This is a genomic window from Promicromonospora sp. AC04 (assembly GCF_003058225.1).
In the GTDB taxonomy this organism is placed as follows: Bacteria; Actinomycetota; Actinomycetes; order Actinomycetales; family Cellulomonadaceae; genus Promicromonospora.
The window spans coordinates 67161-83217 of record NZ_QBUG01000010.1 but is presented as its reverse complement, the minus strand read 5'-3'; the positions used below and the strand labels follow the sequence as shown (position 1 = coordinate 83217).

The 16057-nt window shown below is 72.2% G+C and carries 14 protein-coding genes and 1 riboswitch; of the genes, 9 read left to right on the top strand and 5 right to left on the bottom strand.

Features of this window, described 5'->3' with window-relative positions; all coding sequences use genetic code 11:
• Positions 1-32: 32 nt before the first annotated feature.
• A complete protein-coding gene (locus C8K30_RS23415) occupies positions 33-773 on the bottom strand; it encodes a TetR/AcrR family transcriptional regulator (RefSeq protein WP_108495316.1) in 741 nt (246 codons plus the stop codon).
• A gap of 183 nt (positions 774-956) precedes the next feature.
• Between C8K30_RS23415 and C8K30_RS23410 the strand changes: the two genes are divergently transcribed.
• From C8K30_RS23410 to C8K30_RS23400, 3 genes are read left to right on the top strand one after another with little or no spacing between them, the layout of a single operon-like run.
• Positions 957-2279 carry an acetyl-CoA C-acetyltransferase gene (locus tag C8K30_RS23410; protein ID WP_108495485.1) on the top strand — a complete coding sequence of 441 codons (1323 nt, stop codon included), beginning with the start codon at positions 957-959 and terminating at the stop codon, positions 2277-2279.
• Positions 2280-2307: 28 nt separating this feature from the next.
• Positions 2308-3657: a 3-oxoacyl-ACP reductase gene (locus C8K30_RS23405; RefSeq protein WP_108495315.1), complete on the top strand. Its 1350-nt coding sequence runs from the start codon at positions 2308-2310 to the stop codon at positions 3655-3657.
• Entirely contained in the window at positions 3654-4643 is a 990-nt protein-coding gene (locus tag C8K30_RS23400) for a MaoC/PaaZ C-terminal domain-containing protein (protein ID WP_233257392.1), read from the top strand. Before C8K30_RS23405 ends, C8K30_RS23400 begins: the two co-directional genes overlap by 4 nt.
• Before the next feature lie 153 nt (positions 4644-4796).
• On the opposite strand, the gene C8K30_RS23395 is transcribed toward C8K30_RS23400, so the two are convergent.
• On the bottom strand, positions 4797-5660 hold the full coding sequence (locus tag C8K30_RS23395; protein ID WP_108495314.1) for a serine aminopeptidase domain-containing protein: 864 nt from the start codon (positions 5658-5660) through the stop codon (positions 4797-4799).
• A 132-nt stretch (positions 5661-5792) separates the two neighbouring features.
• Between C8K30_RS23395 and C8K30_RS23390 the strand changes: the two genes are divergently transcribed.
• The 4 genes from C8K30_RS23390 (at position 5793) to C8K30_RS23375 (ending at position 10150) form a co-directional block, all read left to right on the top strand.
• On the top strand, positions 5793-6788 hold the full coding sequence (locus C8K30_RS23390) for a LuxR family transcriptional regulator (protein ID WP_108495313.1): 996 nt from the start codon (positions 5793-5795) through the stop codon (positions 6786-6788).
• 28 nt (positions 6789-6816) lie between these two features.
• On the top strand, positions 6817-7710 hold the full coding sequence (locus C8K30_RS23385; RefSeq protein ID WP_108495312.1) for an LLM class flavin-dependent oxidoreductase: 894 nt from the start codon (positions 6817-6819) through the stop codon (positions 7708-7710).
• Positions 7711-7918: 208 nt separating this feature from the next.
• On the top strand, positions 7919-9433 hold the full coding sequence (locus C8K30_RS23380; protein ID WP_108495311.1) for an amidase: 1515 nt from the start codon (positions 7919-7921) through the stop codon (positions 9431-9433).
• A 120-nt stretch (positions 9434-9553) separates the two neighbouring features.
• Positions 9554-10150, top strand: a complete 597-nt coding sequence (locus C8K30_RS23375; RefSeq protein WP_108495310.1) for a hypothetical protein — start codon at positions 9554-9556, stop codon at positions 10148-10150.
• A 55-nt stretch (positions 10151-10205) separates the two neighbouring features.
• On the opposite strand, the gene C8K30_RS23370 is transcribed toward C8K30_RS23375, so the two are convergent.
• The 3 genes from C8K30_RS23370 to C8K30_RS23360 all read right to left on the bottom strand — a co-directional run bounded on the left by C8K30_RS23370 (position 10206) and on the right by C8K30_RS23360 (position 13887).
• On the bottom strand, positions 10206-11624 hold the full coding sequence (locus C8K30_RS23370; RefSeq protein WP_199230661.1) for an aminotransferase class V-fold PLP-dependent enzyme: 1419 nt from the start codon (positions 11622-11624) through the stop codon (positions 10206-10208).
• A gap of 31 nt (positions 11625-11655) precedes the next feature.
• Positions 11656-11770: riboswitch (SAM riboswitch) on the bottom strand.
• A 108-nt stretch (positions 11771-11878) separates the two neighbouring features.
• Positions 11879-12625 (bottom strand): phosphotransferase enzyme family protein, encoded by a 747-nt coding sequence (locus C8K30_RS23365; protein WP_108495308.1) that lies wholly within the window; start codon positions 12623-12625, stop codon positions 11879-11881.
• Positions 12622-13887 carry an ATP-binding protein gene (locus C8K30_RS23360; protein WP_108495307.1) on the bottom strand — a complete coding sequence of 422 codons (1266 nt, stop codon included), beginning with the start codon at positions 13885-13887 and terminating at the stop codon, positions 12622-12624. Before C8K30_RS23360 ends, C8K30_RS23365 begins: the two co-directional genes overlap by 4 nt.
• 334 nt (positions 13888-14221) lie before the next feature.
• Here C8K30_RS23360 and C8K30_RS23355 point away from each other — a divergent pair, with 334 nt between their 5' ends.
• Together C8K30_RS23355 and C8K30_RS23350 are read left to right on the top strand one after the other, a co-directional pair.
• On the top strand, positions 14222-14671 hold the full coding sequence (locus tag C8K30_RS23355) for a rhodanese-like domain-containing protein (RefSeq protein ID WP_108495306.1): 450 nt from the start codon (positions 14222-14224) through the stop codon (positions 14669-14671).
• Entirely contained in the window at positions 14668-15933 is a 1266-nt protein-coding gene (locus tag C8K30_RS23350; protein ID WP_108495305.1) for an O-succinylhomoserine sulfhydrylase, read from the top strand. The genes C8K30_RS23355 and C8K30_RS23350 overlap by 4 nt, the downstream gene beginning before the upstream one ends.
• Positions 15934-16057: the final 124 nt, after the last annotated feature.

Here is a 16057-nt window from a genome sequence, read left to right as displayed (position 1 = left end):
GCCAGGTCTGAGTGTCGGGAGGGTGGGTCGGGTCAGGCAGTTGCGGGTGCGGCGCCGGGCCGGTCGTGGTGCAGCACGCCCACGGGGCCGGTCCAGAGCCAGAGCGTCACGCGTTCGGTCAGCTCTTCGCGGGTCAGAGGCTTGGTCTCGATGCTGCGGTGGCCGAGCCACCACTCACCGGAGCCGCGTACGAAGCCGACGGCGCCAGCGGCCCAGGCCGCGGCATCGGCGTGCGGGACGTCGGTGGCCCGCGCGAACGGCTCGGCGACGAGCTCGATCACCGAGTCGAGGTAGGCGCCCAGCGGGTGCAGGTCCGCGGGCGAGCCGGCGCCGGCGTCGTCGGCGGCGGGGGCCGGGGCCGGGGCGCGGCGGCCGCGGCGGCCGCTCTCGACGGGCGCGGGCTCGTTGCCGCCGATCGCGGTCCGGGTGACGAACCAGTAGACGTTGGGCGAGCTCTCGATCATCTCGAGGTAGACCCGTACCATCTCGCGCAGCGCCATCTCGGGGTTGTCCGCCTGCTGCGCGGCGGCGCGGAGCGCGTCGTGCATCTGCATCACCACGGTCTCGGCGACGGCGAGCCGCAGGCCCGCCTTGTCGTCGAAGTACCGGTAGACGATTGACTTGGAGGTTCCCGCGGCGGCGGCGATCTCGTCCATCGAGACCGCAGGTCCGAGGCGGTGCACGGCCTTGCGCGCGGCGCGGACGAGCTCTGCCCGACGGGCCGTGCGGTGGTCGTCCCAGCGGGTCGAACGACCGTCGACTCCGATGCTCATCGGTCCGCCTCCCCACCTTGACTCGTTAGAGGTCTTGTGATTCGTCTCACGAGACTGAGAGTATCAGGTACTGTGAGTCCTGGGCACCACCCCGGGGCGATCCGGGTCGCCGCCCTCATCGGCCTCGACGAGCTCGACCAGCGAGGCCATCTGCCCGACGATGAAGTGAGAAGGAACAGCGCCGTGTCCACTACGCCCTCCCCCGTCCCGTCCACGCGCGAAGCCGTGATCATCGGCGGCAACCGCATCCCGTTCTCCCGCGCCGGCAAGAAGTATGTCCGGACCAGCAACCAGGACATGTTCACCGCGGCGCTGGAGGGCCTCGTCGCCCGCTTCGGCCTGCAGGGCGAGCGCCTCGGCGAGGTCGTCGGAGGCGCCGTGCTCAAGCACAGCAAGAACTTCAACCTGATCCGCGAGTCCGTGCTGGGCTCCTCCCTGTCGCCCACGACGCCGGCCTATGACGTGCAGCAGGCCTGCGCCACGGGCCTCGAGGCCGCCATCGCGGTGACCAACAAGATCAAGCTGGGCCAGATCGAGTCCGCGATCGCCGGCGGCACGGACACCGTGTCGGACGCGCCGATCGTCGTCAGCGACCGGCTGCGCGCCGCGCTCCTGGACGCGAACCACGCCAAGACGACGGGCGCGAAGCTCAAGGCGCTGGCCGCGATCCGCCCCAAGGACCTGGCCCCGGTCAGCCCGAGCACGGGCGAGCCGCGCACCCACCTCTCCATGGGCGAGCACCAGGCCATCACCACCGCCAAGTGGGGCATCAGCCGCGAGGCCCAGGACGAGATCGCGTTCAACTCGCACCAGAACCTCGCCCGCGCCTGGGAGTCCGGGTTCTTCGACGACCTGGTCACGCCGTTCAGGGGCCTCACGCGCGACGACAACCTGCGCCCCGACACCTCGCTCGAGAAGCTCGCGAAGCTCAAGCCGGCGTTCGGCTCGTCGCTCGACACCGCCGCCACGATGACCGCCGGCAACTCCACGCCGCTGACCGACGGCGCCTCCGCCGTCCTCTTCGCCTCGCGCGAGTGGGCCGAGGAGCGCGACCTGCCGGTCCTGGCGAAGTTCGTGGACGCCGAGACCGCGGCCGTCGACTTCGTGCACGGCCACGAGGGCCTGCTCATGGCGCCGGCCGCCGCCGTCCCCCGCCTGCTGGCCCGCCACGGCCTCACGCTGGAGGACATCGACTTCTTCGAGATCCACGAGGCCTTCGCCTCCACGGTGCTGACCACCCTGGCCGCGTGGGAGGACGAGGAGTACTGCCGCACCGAGCTCGGTCTCGACGGCGCGTTCGGCAAGATCGACCGCAGCAAGCTCAACGTGAACGGTTCCTCGCTCGCCGCGGGCCACCCGTTCGCCGCGACCGGCGGCCGCATCATCGCGACCGCCGCGAAGCTGGTGGCCGCGAAGGCCGCCGAGACCGGGCAGCCCGCGCGTGCGCTGATCTCGGTCTGCGCCGCCGGCGGCCTCGGCGCCGTCGCCCTCGTCGAGTCCGCCTGACCTCGACCTCAGATCTGGAAGGAATTTCGTGGCTGACAACTACACCAAGTTCGTGAACGGCGGACTCGGCAAGAAGCTCTCGAAGCAGCTGGGCCTCCCCCGCCCGGCCATCCTGCGCCGCTACGCCCCCGACGCCCCGCTGACGGTGGGCCCGGTGCTCGTGGTGTCCGACGACGCCTCGGCCGGCGACGCCGATGCGCTCGCCAAGGCCCTCGTCGCCTGGGACGTCGACGTGCGCCGCTCGGGCGACGACTCCGCGGACATCCGCTGGGGCGGCGTCGTGCTCGTGGGCACGGCAGCCGAGTCGCCCGAGGCCGTCTCGGAGGCGGTGCTCGCCCTGGGCGGAACGCTGCGCAAGCTCGCGGGCAACGGCCGCGTCGTCGTCGTGTCCCGGGCGCCCGAGGCCGGCGACTCGCCGACGCTCGCCGCGACCCGGGCCGGCTTCGAGGGCTTCACGCGCTCGGTCGGCAAGGAGCTGCGGGGCGGCGCCACGGCGAACGGCGTGCAGCTGACCGGCGGGGCCGCCGTCGACTCGGCCTCCGCGCTCGGCACGCTCCGCTTCTTCCTGTCCGCCAAGTCGGCGTACGTCGACGGCCAGGTGCTGCCCGTCGGCCCGTCGGACGCGCAGGCCGACGTCGACTGGGCGCGGCCGCTGGCAGGCAAGGTCGCCGTCGTCACCGGTTCCGCGCGCGGCATCGGCGCGGCGATCGCCGGCACCCTGGCCCGCGACGGCGCCAAGGTCCTGGTCGTCGACGTGCCCGCGGCGGGCGAGTCGCTGGCCGCCGTCGCCAACAAGATCAAGGGCACCGCGCTGCAGCTCGACGTGACGGCGCCCGACGCCGGCACCAAGATCCTGGAGGCGACGAAGCACCTGGGCGGGATCGACATTCTGGTGCACAACGCCGGGATCCTGCGCGACAAGCTGCTCGCGAACATGAAGCCCGCGCAGTGGGACGCCGTCATCGCGGTGAACCTCGCCTCGCAGCTGCGCATCAACGAGCAGCTGCTGGCCGCCGGGGTCGAGGGGCTGCGCATCGTCTCGCTCGCCTCGACGTCGGGCATCGCGGGTAACAAGGGCCAGACCAACTACGCGTACTCGAAGTCCGGCGTGATCGGCCACACGGCCGCAACGGCGCCGCTCGTGGCGGCGCTGGGCGGCACCGCGAACGCGGTGGCGCCGGGCTTCATCGAGACCGAGATGACCAGGTCAATCCCGGTCGGCACGCGGGTCGTGGCCCGCCACGTCGTCCCGTCGCTCCAGCAGGGCGGGCTGCCGATCGACGTCGCCGAGGCCATCGCGTTCCTCTCGTCGCCCGTGGCGAGCGGCGTGAACGGCCAGGTGCTGCGCGTCTGCGGTCAGTCCATGGTGGGCAAGTGACGGGCAGCGCCGACGAGGTGACGAACGCGCCGGAGGCGGGCGCACCGGCGTCGTACGGCGTGAGCGAGCTGGCCCAGCTGCCGAAGCTGGGCGGGCTGTTCACGAAGGGCGTCGCCGGGTCCGCCGGCAAGCGCCCGAAGGGTGCGGTCCGGCTGCCCGAGGTGACCTACCGCGTCGCAGGCGTGGACACCGCGGGCGAGGCGGCGCACCTGGCGGCGTATCAGGACCTGGTCGGTGAGCCGTCGTCCGAGGTGCTGCCGGCCGGGTTCCTGCACGTGCTGGCGTTCCCGCTGGCCACGGCCGTGATGGTGCGCAGCGACTTCCCGCTGCCGCTGCTCGGCCTCGTGCACCTGAGGAACGTGGCCCGGGTGCTCCGGCCGGTGCGGCTGGGCGAGACGATCGAGGTGCGAGCCTGGGCCCAGGACGCCCGCGCACACCGCCGCGGCGTCCAGGTGGACCTGGTCGCGGAGGTCCTCGTGGACGGGGACCTCGCCTACCGGGGCGTCTCGACGTACCTCGCCAAGGGCTTCACGGCGCCGGACGGCGCGGCGGCGCCCGACGCCGAGGCCCCGCGCGAGGAGTGGACGGCGCCCCTGCCGACCGCGCGCTGGAAGCTCGGCAGCGGGACCGGACGGGCATACGGCGCGGTGTCGGGCGACCTGAACCCGATCCACACGTCGAACCTCGGTGCCAAGGCATTCGGTTTCCCGCGGGCGATCGCGCACGGGATGTACAGCGCGGCGCGCGCGCTGGCCGAGGTCGGACCAGCACTCCGCGGCGAGACCTACGAGTGGACCGTCGAGTTCCTCAAGCCGGTCCTCCTGCCGAGCACCGTGGACGTGGCGATCCGCTACGCGGCCGACGCCGCCGCGGGCGGGGCGGGCGGGGCACAGCGCGAGGACCGCGCGGCGACCGGCTTCGTGTACGACGGCTGGCGGTCCGGCAAGGACACCCGCCACTTCCGGGGCACGATCACGCCTCTGTGACGCCGGTGCAAGCCTGCCGGGCGTCGCGCAGAACGTGTATCCCCGCCGGGTGTGTTGCTGTGCGTAGACCATGTCTACGCACAGCAACATACCCCGCCGTCATGCAGTCACCCCGGGGCGACGTCGGCGGCGGTCCCGCCCACGTTCCTCGCCCTACGACGACGCCGAGCCGGCAGCGAGGCGCGGAAGCAGCACCTTCTCCCACAGGATCGCGCGCTTCGGGCGGAAGAAACCCGAGTGCCCGATGCGGCCCAGGCCGTGGTCGGCGGCCCGCATCTCGACGAACTCGATCTCCGCACTCGGGAACTCCCGGCACCAGTACCGGATCGAGTCGGCCGACAGCAGCTCGTCGTCAGCGGTCCAGAGGGCCGCGACCGGCGTCTCGACCTTCGCGAAGCGGTCCCGCAGCTCGGGGTGCTCGCTGAACAGGTAGTCCGGGTGCAGGCACCAGCGGCCCCACTGGCGCATGACGCCGCCGGGCAGATCGTCCAGGATCCGGAGCCGCCGGCCCGGGTAGTAGCCCAGCACGGCGATCGCGGCCGGCGCGATGACCCGCCACAACAGCGGCGACCACGTCCTGATGACCGGCGACGCCTTGCCCCGCCAGCCCGTCCCCGAGGCGACCATGACGCAGCGGTCGACGCCGACGTCGGCCAGGAAGCCCAGGCTCTGGCCGCCGAACGAGTGGCCGACCCAGGTGAGCGGGACGCCGGCGGCGTCGGCCCTGGTGCGGGCGTGGACCGCGGCCACCTCGGCGTCGTGGTACCAGTCCAGGGCGGTCGCCGTGGAGTCCCGCATGGGGCCGTAGAACTCGGGCTCCGAGCCGCGGTACGAGAAGGTGAGCACCGCAAAGCCGTGTTCCGCGAGCCAGGCGGCGGTGTGCCGGTAGAACCGCATCGGCATGGCCATCGCGGGCGCGATCGCGACGACGCCGACGGGGTCGCCGTCCGGCAGGAACCAGCGGCCGGCGATGGGCTCGCCGTCGTCGGCGGGGAAGCTCACGTCTTCGGTGATCACGTGCCGGAGGCTACCAATCCGGCTCCGGTCCTGGCGGCGAGTCGCAACATCGGGCGTCGGGGGATATGTCGTAAACGCGCCCTGGCGTATCGTCGCCACGGCACGGTGAAATTCATCCGGCGGGAGGATGCCATGCTCGGCGATGTGCTCGGCCTGACGAAGTCGCAGTCGCTCGCGTACCGCGAGCTCGTGGCGTCTCCGTCGCTGGATGCCGCAGAACTGGGGCGCCGGCTCGGGTGCGACCCGGGCGACGCGCTGGACGTGCTCCGCGGGCTGGAGAGCCACGGCCTCGTGACCCGGCAGAGCGCCGACGACTCCCGCTTCCAGGCCGCTCCGCCCGAGATCGCGCTGGGTGCGCTGCTCGCCCAGCGCAACGACGAGATCCGCGCGGCGCAGGTGGAGCTGATCGATCTCGAGGAGGAGTTCCGGCGCTCGTCCGCCCTGCGGCCGGCCACCGACGTCGTCGACGTGGTGCGCGGGGCGGACGCCGTGAAGCACCGCATCATGCAGCTCCAGCTCGGCGCGCGCGAGACCGTCGAGTCGTTCACCAAGCCGCCCGTCTTCGTGATGTCCGCCGAGGACAACACCGCGGAGGACCAGGCCGTGGCGCGCGGCGTCCGCTACCGGGTGGTGGTGGACCGCGTCTTCCTCGACACCGGCACGCTCCGGGTGGACGACGTCGCCGCGGCCATCGAGCACGGCGAGGACGTGCGGTTCTCCGAGCGGGTGCCGATCAAGCTGTTCATCATCGACCGCCGGCTCGCGTTCGTGCCGATCCAGACGGTCGTCGACTCCGAGGGCTCCGACGTCGCGCCCGACCTGGTGGGCGCGCTGGTCATCCACCCCTCGGGGCTGCTGGACGCCCTGATCGCCCTGTTCGAGAGCGTGTGGCGGGACGCGACCCCGTTCGCCCGGCCGGGCGAGCACGCTGCCGGCACGGACCTCGACCAACAGGACGCCCGGATCCTCGGGCTGATGCTGGCCGGCCTCACGGACCAGTCGGTGGCCAACCAGCTCGGCCTCTCCCTGCGGACCGTGCAGCGGCGCGTCAAGGTGCTGATGGACATCGCCGGGGTCTCGACCCGCATCCAGCTCGGCTGGCACGCCGCGCGAAAGGGCTGGATCTGACGGCTCGCTCCGTGACAGCGTGGGGACCATGACCACACTGGCGTGCATCATCCGTCCCTCGACCCCGCCGTCCCGGATCGTCCCGCTCGCGCGCGCCGTCGAGGCCGCGGGGATCGAGGAGATCTGGCTCTGGGAGGACTGCTTCCAGTCGGGCGGGATCTCCGCCGCGAGCGCGATCCTGGCCGCCACCGAACGCGTCCGCGTGGGGATCGGCGTGATGCCGACGCCCCTGCGGAACGTGGCGCTCACCGCGATGGAGGTGGCAACGGTCGACGGGATGTTCCCGGGCCGGCTCATCCCCGGGATCGGGCACGGCGTCCAGTCATGGATGGCGCAGGTGGGGGCCAAGGCCGCCTCGCCGCTGACGCTCATGCGGGAGTACTCGACGGCGCTGCGTGCGCTGCTGGCCGGGGAGCGCGTGACGACGTCGGGCCGGTACGTGTCCCTGGACGACGTCGCGCTGGACTGGCCGCCCGCACGACCCGTGCCGGTGCCGGTTGCCGCGACGGGGCCGAAGTCTCTCCGCCTCGCGGGCGAGGTGGGCGACGGCGTGGTGCTCGAGGGATCCGTCGGGCTGACCGGGCTGCCGGCCACGCTGGAGCGGATCGCCGAGGGCCGGGCCGCCGCGGGCCGGGCCGCCACGGACGCCTTCCCGGTGATCCAGTTCGTGTACGGCGGCACCGGGCCCGACGCCGAGGCGCGCCTGCGCGCGGAGCTCACCGCCTGGGGCACGGACGCGGCCGACGACGCGCTGGCGGGCTACGCGGTATGGGGCGAGGCCCAGGCGGTGGCCGACGGCGTGCGCCGGTTCGGTGCGGCCGGCGCGGACACCGTGGCGATCTATGCGTCCGAGGACGACCCGGACGTCGAGCGGCTCATCGGGGTGCTGGGCGAGGCCCGGGAGCTGCTGAGCAAGGACTGACCGGCTCTCCGCCTCCGCACCAGAGCTCTGGACCTCGCCTCCGGGCGTCCGGGCCTCCGGACCTCCGGGCGCCAGGGCCTCCGGGCGTCCGGACCTCCGGGCGCCAGGGGGAGGTGGTGCCGATGCCGATCTGGTTCACGGCCGCGAGAACCGCACTCTGCGCGCGGTGGCTTTACCGCCCCGGCAAGAGTGCGCCTAACCTGGCCGGATGGATGCCCTGCACGAGCGGACCGCCGTTGAGCTCCGCGACCTCCTCGCCGCCGGAGAGCTCACTCCTGCCGAGGTCACCGAGCACTTCCTCGCCCGGGTGGCGCTGCTGAACCCGGAGGTCGGCGCCTTCGCCACCGTCACACCGGGCCTCGCCCGGGAACGGGCCAAGGCGCTCCAGCGGTCCCGCGGCGACGGTCCGGCGGGCACGCAACCGCCGTCGGGCAGCCTGTGGGGGATGCCCACCGGGGACAAGGACCTGTGGAACCGCGCGGGCGTGCCGACCGGCTTCGGGTCGCGCGCCTTCGCGGGGCTCCCGCCGGCCGAGGAGAGCGACGAGATCGTTCAGGTGCTCGACGCCGCCGGCATCGTCAGCCTCGGCAAGACCACCGCGCCCGAGCTGGGCTTCCCCGCCTACACCGAGCCCTTGGGCGCCCCGCCCGCGCGCACCCCGTGGGACCTGACCCGCGGCGCGGGCGGGTCCAGCGGCGGGGCGGCCGCGGCGGTGGCCGCGGGCATGCTGCCGTTCGCGCCCGGGTCCGACGGCGGCGGCTCGATCCGCATCCCCGCGGCAGCCTGCGGCGTGGTGGGCCTCAAGCCGACACGCGGGCTGCTGCCGGCGGGCAGCGGCATCGACTCACTGGGCGGGCTGGTCGTGAACGGGCCGATCGCACGCACCGTCGCCGATGCAGCCCTCCTGCTGGAGGCGATGCTCCCGAGGCGCGCCGGGGGCGGCGTCGCGCACCCGTACACGCTGCGGGCGCCGTCGTACGCGGCGGGGGCGTACCTCGCGGCAGCGCAGCATGCCACGTTGCCCACCTCCAACGCCGGGACGGCCGCCGGGCTGAGCGGCGGCGGCGCCCGGATCGGGGTGACCACCTCGTCGGCGTGGGACGGGTTCTACGACATCACCGTGTCGCCGGAGGCCCGGGCCGGGCTGGACGCGGGTTTGCGCGCGCTGGCGGGGTTCGGGCACGAGATCGACGAGCTGGTCCTCGACGAGGCGCCCGAGTACGCGCCCGCGTTCCGGACCCTGTGGATGGGCGGCGCGTCGGCCGTGCCGATCGACGACCCGGAGACGCTCGGCAAGCTGGAGCCGCTGACGCAGTGGCTGATCCGGTCGGGCCGCGAGGTGCCCGCGCGGCGGCTCGCCGAGGCGATGCGCACGCTCACCGCCTACGAGCGGTCGCTGGTCGCGCAGGTCAGCGCGTACGACGCCGTCGTGACGCCCGCGCTCGCGCTCACGCCCCGGCCCATCGGGTGGTACGACGCCGAGGACCCGGAGCTGAACTTCGAGCAGCAGTGCCAGTACACGCCGTTCACGTCCATGCTCAACGTCGCCGGGCTCCCGGCGATCACCGTGCCGACGCACTGGACCGAGCCCACCGCCGAGGCGCCCGCCGGGCTGCCGATGGGGGTGCAGGTCATCGGCCGGCCGGGCGGCGAGCTCACGCTCCTGGCGCTGGCGGCCCAGCTGGAAGCAGCCCTCCCGCGCCCGAGCGGCTTCCCTCTCTGACGACCTGCACCTCTGACACCGGGCTTCGGTCCTCGCCGAAGGGGGTTTCGCTGCTCGACGACCCGTGGTTTGGTACCCCTCTGGGGTATCTGGCGACGGGGACACGAGAGGAACGGAACGATGACCGAGGCATTCGAGACGGCCGCACCCGCGCGACCGAGCCCATGGACCGGAACCTGGCCCACCAACACCGCCTGGATAGTGCTCGGCGCGGTCACGGGCTTCGGCCTGCTGGTGGCCGGGACGGCTCTGGACGGCGGCACCTGGCAGGACGCCGTCGCGCAGGATCCGACCACCGCCGTCGGCGTCGCGGCCCTGTGCTACCTGGCCGCCGCGGTGACCGGCGTCCGTTGGACGGCATGGCTGGCCGTGGTGCCGGCGTCGGCGATCCCGGTCGTGTCCGAGCTGACCGGCATGCCGCGCTGGGTGACGTTCGCGCTGGTGGGCCTGGTCCTTGCCGGTATCGGCCTGGCGCTGGGACGCCGCGCGACCTGGCCACAGGCGGCCGCGATGGTCACGTACCTCGGGGTGGCCGCCGTCGCCCTGTACCTGGAGCCGAGCGTCGGGCTGGCCCTCGCGGGCCTCGCCCTGGCCGGGCACGCCGGATGGGACCTGGTGCACTACCGCCGCGACATCGTGGTCAACCGCTCGCTGGCGCTGTGGTGCATCGGCCTCGACCTGACGATGGGCGGCATCTGCGTGGCGCTCGCGCTGTGAGCCGCTCACGCGTCAGACGCTCAGGTCACCGGGTGACCTGCACGCCCGACCCGTTTCAGGACTCGTCGGGCAGGCAGCCGAAGTCGTCCTCGAAGCCCGCTGCTGCCGTCGCCAGGAGACCCGCGAGGCCGGAGCCCTCGGGGACGGGGCGCGGGTCGTCGGTCACCACCCACAGCCCGTCGACGACGTCGTACCCGGCCTGCGGGCCCTCCGCCACCAGGCGGCCGACGGCCGCGATCAGGCGCTCGACCTCCTCGCCCGCGGTGCCGACGCCGACCGAGGCCCGCACCGCCCCGGCGTCGAACCCGAGGCGGCCGAGAAGCGGGTGCGCGCAGAAGCGGCCGTCCCGCACGCCGATGCCGTGCTCCGCGGACAGGTACGCGGCCACGAGGCCCGGGTCGTAGCCGGTGACGGTGAAGGTCACGACGCCGACGGGGTCGACGGCGTCGGCCCAGACCCGCACGACCTCGACCCGGTCGATCGCCTCGAGCCCCGACACGAGCCGACGGCGGAGCGCGTTCTCGTGGGCGGCGACGTCGGCCGGATCGAGAGCCGCCAGCTCCTCGCAGGCCGCCGCGAGGGCCACGGCGCCGATCACGTTGGGCGAGCCGGCCTCGTGCCGGGCGGGGCCCTCGTGCCAGTCGGTGCCGGAGACCCGGACGCGCCGCACGGCACCGCCGCCCGCGAGGTAGGGCGTGCCGGCATCGAGCCAGTCGCGGCGGCCCACCAGGGCGCCCGCACCGAACGGGGCGTAGGTCTTGTGCCCGGAGAACGCCAGGTAGTCGACCCCGGTCGACTCCAGGGAGATGCGGCGGTGCGGCACTAGCTGGGCGCCATCGAGCACTACGCGCGCCCCGAACTCGTGGGCGATCGCGACGATCTTGTCGACCGGGAGCGACTCCCCCGTCACGTTGGAGGCGCCGGTGAGGGCGAGGAGGGCGAACGGCCGGTGCGGGGCGGCGTCGGCCAGCTCCTCGCGGATCTGGGCGAGGGTCTCGGCCACGGTGGACCCGCCGGTCAGCACGGTCGCGCCGGTGGTGCGCTGCCAGGGCAGCAGGTTCGCGTGGTGCTCGACGTCGAGGACGAGCACGCGACCGGGCTCGCCGTCGGGCTGCGCGGGGACGCAGCCGGCGAGGAGGTTGAGGGAGTCGGTTGTGTTCCGCGTGATGATCGTCAGGTCGTCCTCGCGGGCGCCGACGAACGCGCCGATGGTGCGGCGGGCGGTCTCGTAGAGCGCCGTGCTCACCTGGGAGAGGTACCCCGCGCCGCGGTGCACGCTCGCGTACAGGGGGAGCACCTGGGTGACGCGGTCCGCGACGGCCTGCAGGGCGGGGGCCGACGCCGCGACGTCGAGGTTCGCGTACGAGACCCGGGTGCCGTCCACGAGCGGGACGAGCGTGCCGCCGCCGACCACGGGGCGCAGCGGGGCGACGTCGGCCACCGTGGCGTCACGGTTGAGAGTGGTTGCAGACATGGCGTCCTCCAGCACAGTCCTGGGGGAGGTTCCCCCGCGCTTGCCACGCGCGGGCTGCGCGCGGCCAGGTCGTCACCCGGGGCACCCCGCCGCGGAGGGAGGGTTGCCGGCCAGCGAGCCGGGGCTTGACGCTGGCGCTCATGACCTGACGACATCCTGTGCTGCGGCAAAACTGATGTCAACGAGCGTCTCAGATGTTGGTCTCACGATCCGGTCGCCATGTGCTACAAGTCGGACGCCCCCTGGACTACGGATCAGCGCGCGAGGCCCTCGATGCGGGTGGCATCCGCGCGGTACATGACGGCGTGCTCGCGCAGCTCGGCCGGGCCGCCGTCGTCGGCCCGCGCTTCGCTGAAAGCGGCGAGCTCCTCCAGCCGCTTCACCATCGTGCCGAGCACCTCCGTGCGCGAGTACGCGATGCCGTACGCAGCGACGAGCGCGTCCAAGCGTGCCAGCGGGTCGAGATGCCCGACGGCATAACCCGCTCCCGCGAACGCGTCGCCCGAGAACGGGGCGAGTCGGTACGCGGTGTATGCGAGGTCCCACAGGCGTGGTCCGGGCGACGACATGTCCAGGTCGATCAGGCCGACGAGTCGCCCCTCGCGGAACACCATGTTGTACGGCGCCGCGTCGTTGTGGCAGATCACTTCGGCGGGTTCGCGCGCCGGGAGCCGCCAGACGGCGTCGGGCAGCTCGAGGTCGAGGGACGCGTCGTGGAGACGCCGCAGGAGGCGCCCAGCGTCGTGCAGGACCTGCTCGGACCAGAGCCACTCCGGGGCCGGCCAGCCTGGCACGTCCCCCGGCAGGAACGAGACGATCTCGCGCCCCTGCTCGTCGAGTCCGAAGGGCTCCGGCACCTCTGTCACGCCGCATCCCCGCAGGTGACGCAGATAGGTGTGGATCGTGGACGTCCAGGGCCCGGCGGTCCGGCGGACGGTGTCACCGACCCGCACGACCGCGGTCATATTCCCGCCGTCGAGCGGCTCCTCAACTGGTGTCATGGCCCGAGCAGCGCCAACGGAACCACTGCGATTCCGTCCTGTGGCCGACGATATGCGAGTGGACCTGTCGTGATTACGACGGCGTCCACAAGGTCGTCGTCGAGCTTCTCTCTTAGCCAGCGCAGGTGCCGCACATCCCGATCGGAAGGAATCGGGCCGAGCTTCACCTCGATCGCCAGCACCCTCCCGTCGTCACGCTCTACGATCAGATCGACCTCGTGCTCACCACCCTTGGTGCGCAGGTGGAGAACTCTCATTCCGCTCGCTTCGGCATGGACTCGGATCGTCAGCGCGACGAGGTGCTCGAACAAGGAACCTAGAAGCGTTCCGTCACGGGCAATGAACTTCTGCGCCTGCGGTTCGGCTACCAGCGCTTTGGCTCCCACTCCGAGCAGACGCGCAGCAAGAGCAGGGTCTGCCAGGTAGTGCTTCGGAGCCTGAGTCAACGATGCGAGATGGTTGCGACTCCCGACCCAGGCTGGAAGCTGGTCGAGTATCCACAACCTTGCCAAGGTGTCCCGGTAAGCGATCGTGGCTTGTCGGGTGGGCTTCTCGGCGATGCCAGGTGTTGCAGCGTTCAGGATCGTCTCGTATGACGCGGTGGACGCAGTCGCTGCAGCGAATGCCGTCAACCAGGAGCGAAGTGCTTCAGGGCGCCTGACGACATGCCCCAGCTCGGCAAAGTCATGCTCAACCACTCGGGCCAAGTACCCGTCCAGCGCTTGCACCAACCTCCGCCCCGAGAGCTGTCGCATACCTGGGAATCCCGACCGGACCACCTCTTCGGCGTAGTCGTTGAGATTGAAGTCGCTTCGCCCTTCGACCGTGGCGACACCGTCATCGACAAGTTCTGCAAACGAGACCGTCGGCTCAGTGACGCCGCGCTCATCAAGACCCATCGGACGCATCCGTAGACGGACTATGCGACCAGCACCGGAATGGACACGCGCACGAGGTGTTGCTGACCCGGTCAGGATGTACGGACCATGACCATCGTCCACGGCCCGGCGCACCATGTCCCAGGAACTCGGCAGGAGCTGCCATTCGTCGATAAGAATCGGGGCAGGCGCATCGCGCAGCCGGCCCGGGTCCAATTCAAGAAGTTGGCGCTGGCCAGGATCGTCGAGGGGGATCGTCGTCCTGGCAAGGCGCGCCGCCGTTGCCGTCTTACCCACACCCTTTGGGCCTTCGACAGCCACTGCAGGCAGTCCCCCGACCATGTCTTTGAGTTCGCCGTCAACCACGCGAGGGAGGTAGTCCATGCAGGAACCATAGGCGCCGGGCCACCGTTCCGCGACAGATGGTCGACGTCAAACCTTACAGATCGTCAGACTCAAACCTTACAGATCGTCGAAGTCAAACCTTACAAACCGTTGGGCCGGCGGAAGATCGGCGGTCAGGACGACACCGCCAGGAACACCGTACCGTCCATATCCTGAGGCGGGATTCCACCCACCGGACACGTGTCGTAGGCTTGCGAACGACCATCCCGAGCGGCCGAGTGACGTGGCACGACGACGCCGCAGCAACCCAGCGTTCCCCGCAACAGCGGAGGACGGACGAGGGTGCTACCGCCACGACCGATGGAGGAGCACCATGAGCGATCCCGCGCACCTCGAAGCCCGCCCCGCCGACGGCTACGCCGGCGACATCACGCCCCAGCAGGCCTGGGACCTGCTCGCCGCAGACCCCGGCGCCACCCTCGTGGACGTCCGCACCGAGGGTGAGTGGCGCACTATCGGCATCCCCGACACCGCGTCGATCGAGAAGCGGCCGGTCTTCGCCGAGTGGGTGCGGGCCGGTGGCCGCCCCAACACCGGGTTCCTGGAGGAGCTCAAGGCGGCAGGCGTCGCGGACGGCCCCGTCGTCTTCCTCTGCCGCTCCGGCCAGCGCTCGATCGGCGCGGCGCGCCTCGCCACGGCGTCGGGCATCGCGCCGTCGTACAACGTGCTGGAGGGCTTCGAGGGCGCTCCCGGGGCCGACGGCGTCCGCGACCAGCAGGGCTGGAAGGTCGCCGGGCTGCCCTGGACGGAGGGCGCCGAATGACGGTCACCGGCGCGTTCCCGCCCGACGCGAGCCCGGGCGGGTCCGGCCGCAAGCCGCTCCCCGGCGGCGTCCGCCCCGCGACCCTCGCCGTGCGCGGCGGCCACCAGCGCACCGAGTTCCAGGAGACGAGCGAGGCGCTCTTCCTCACCCAGGGCTACGTCTACGACACGGCGGCCGACGCCGAGGCCGCGTTCGCGGGCGACCTCGACCGGTTCGTGTACTCGCGCTACGGCAACCCGACGGTGCACACGTTCGAGGAGCGGCTGCGCCTGCTGGAGGGCGCGGAGGCCTGCTACGCGACCGCGACGGGCATGTCCGCGGTGTTCACGTCGCTGGCCGCGCTCGTGCAGTCGGGTTCGCGGATCGTGGCGGCCCGGGCGCTGTTCGGGTCCACGGTGGTGATCTTCGAGGAGATCTTCAAGAAGTGGGGCGTGCGCACCGACTACGTGGACGGGCACGTGCTGTCCCAGTGGGAGGAGGCGCTCTCGACGCCGGCGGACGTCGTCTTCTTCGAGACGCCGTCGAACCCCATGCAGGACATCGTGGACGTGCGCGCCGTCGTGGACCTGGCGCACGCCGCCGGGGCGAAGGTGGTGCTCGACAACGTGTTCGCCACCCCGCTGCTGCAGAAGCCGCTGGAGCTGGGCGCCGACGTCGTCGTCTACTCGGCGACCAAGCACATCGACGGGCAGGGGCGCGTGCTGGGCGGCGCGATCCTCGGCTCCGCCGAGTACGTGACCGGGCCTGTGCAGACGTTCATCCGCAACACCGGGCCGTCGCTGTCGCCGTTCAACGCGTGGACCCTGGTCAAGGGGCTGGAGACGCTGCCGGTGCGGCTGGCGGCGCAGGGCGCCGGCGCGCTCGCCGTCGCGAACGCCCTGGAGGCGCTCCCCGCGGTGGGCGCGGTGCGGTACCCGTTCCTCGACTCCCACCCGCAGGTCGAGCTCGCGCGGGCCCAGATGAGCGGCGGCGGCACCGTCGTGACGTTCGATCTGGCAGTCCCCGAGGGGACCGACGCCGAGAGCGCGAAGAAGCACACGTTCGGATTCCTCGACGCCCTGCGGGTGATCGACATCTCGAACAACCTCGGCGACGCGAAGTCCCTGATCACGCACCCCGCGACGACCACGCACCGCAAGCTCGGCGCCGCCGGCCGGGCCGCCGTCGGCATCGCGGAGACGACGGTCCGGCTCTCGATCGGCCTCGAGGACCCGCTGGACCTCATCGAGGACGTGGAACAGGCCCTGGCCTCGACGAGGTAGGCCCGCGGGGGAGAACCATCGCACCGGGAGTGTGTTGCTCTGCGTAGACGATGTCGACGCAGAGCAACACACCTGTCGCGGGGAGGTTTTCTCCCGACGGGTTCGACGGAGGCGACCCTCCCTC

Bases quoted from the DNA above. Each gene is read 5' to 3' on its own strand.
- C8K30_RS23375 (WP_108495310.1), top strand. From the start codon at position 9,554: ATGACCGAGGCATTCGAGACGGCCGCACCCGCGCGACCGAGCCCATGG.
- C8K30_RS23370 (WP_199230661.1), bottom strand. From the start codon at position 11,624: ATGTCTGCAACCACTCTCAACCGTGACGCCACGGTGGCCGACGTCGCC.
- C8K30_RS23355 (WP_108495306.1), top strand. From the start codon at position 14,222: ATGAGCGATCCCGCGCACCTCGAAGCCCGCCCCGCCGACGGCTACGCC.
- C8K30_RS23365 (WP_108495308.1), bottom strand. From the start codon at position 12,625: ATGACACCAGTTGAGGAGCCGCTCGACGGCGGGAATATGACCGCGGTC.
- C8K30_RS23360 (WP_108495307.1), bottom strand. From the start codon at position 13,887: ATGGACTACCTCCCTCGCGTGGTTGACGGCGAACTCAAAGACATGGTC.
- C8K30_RS23415 (WP_108495316.1), bottom strand. From the start codon at position 773: ATGAGCATCGGAGTCGACGGTCGTTCGACCCGCTGGGACGACCACCGC.
- C8K30_RS23390 (WP_108495313.1), top strand. From the start codon at position 5,793: ATGCTCGGCGATGTGCTCGGCCTGACGAAGTCGCAGTCGCTCGCGTAC.
- C8K30_RS23385 (WP_108495312.1), top strand. From the start codon at position 6,817: ATGACCACACTGGCGTGCATCATCCGTCCCTCGACCCCGCCGTCCCGG.
- C8K30_RS23350 (WP_108495305.1), top strand. From the start codon at position 14,668: ATGACGGTCACCGGCGCGTTCCCGCCCGACGCGAGCCCGGGCGGGTCC.
- C8K30_RS23380 (WP_108495311.1), top strand. From the start codon at position 7,919: ATGGATGCCCTGCACGAGCGGACCGCCGTTGAGCTCCGCGACCTCCTC.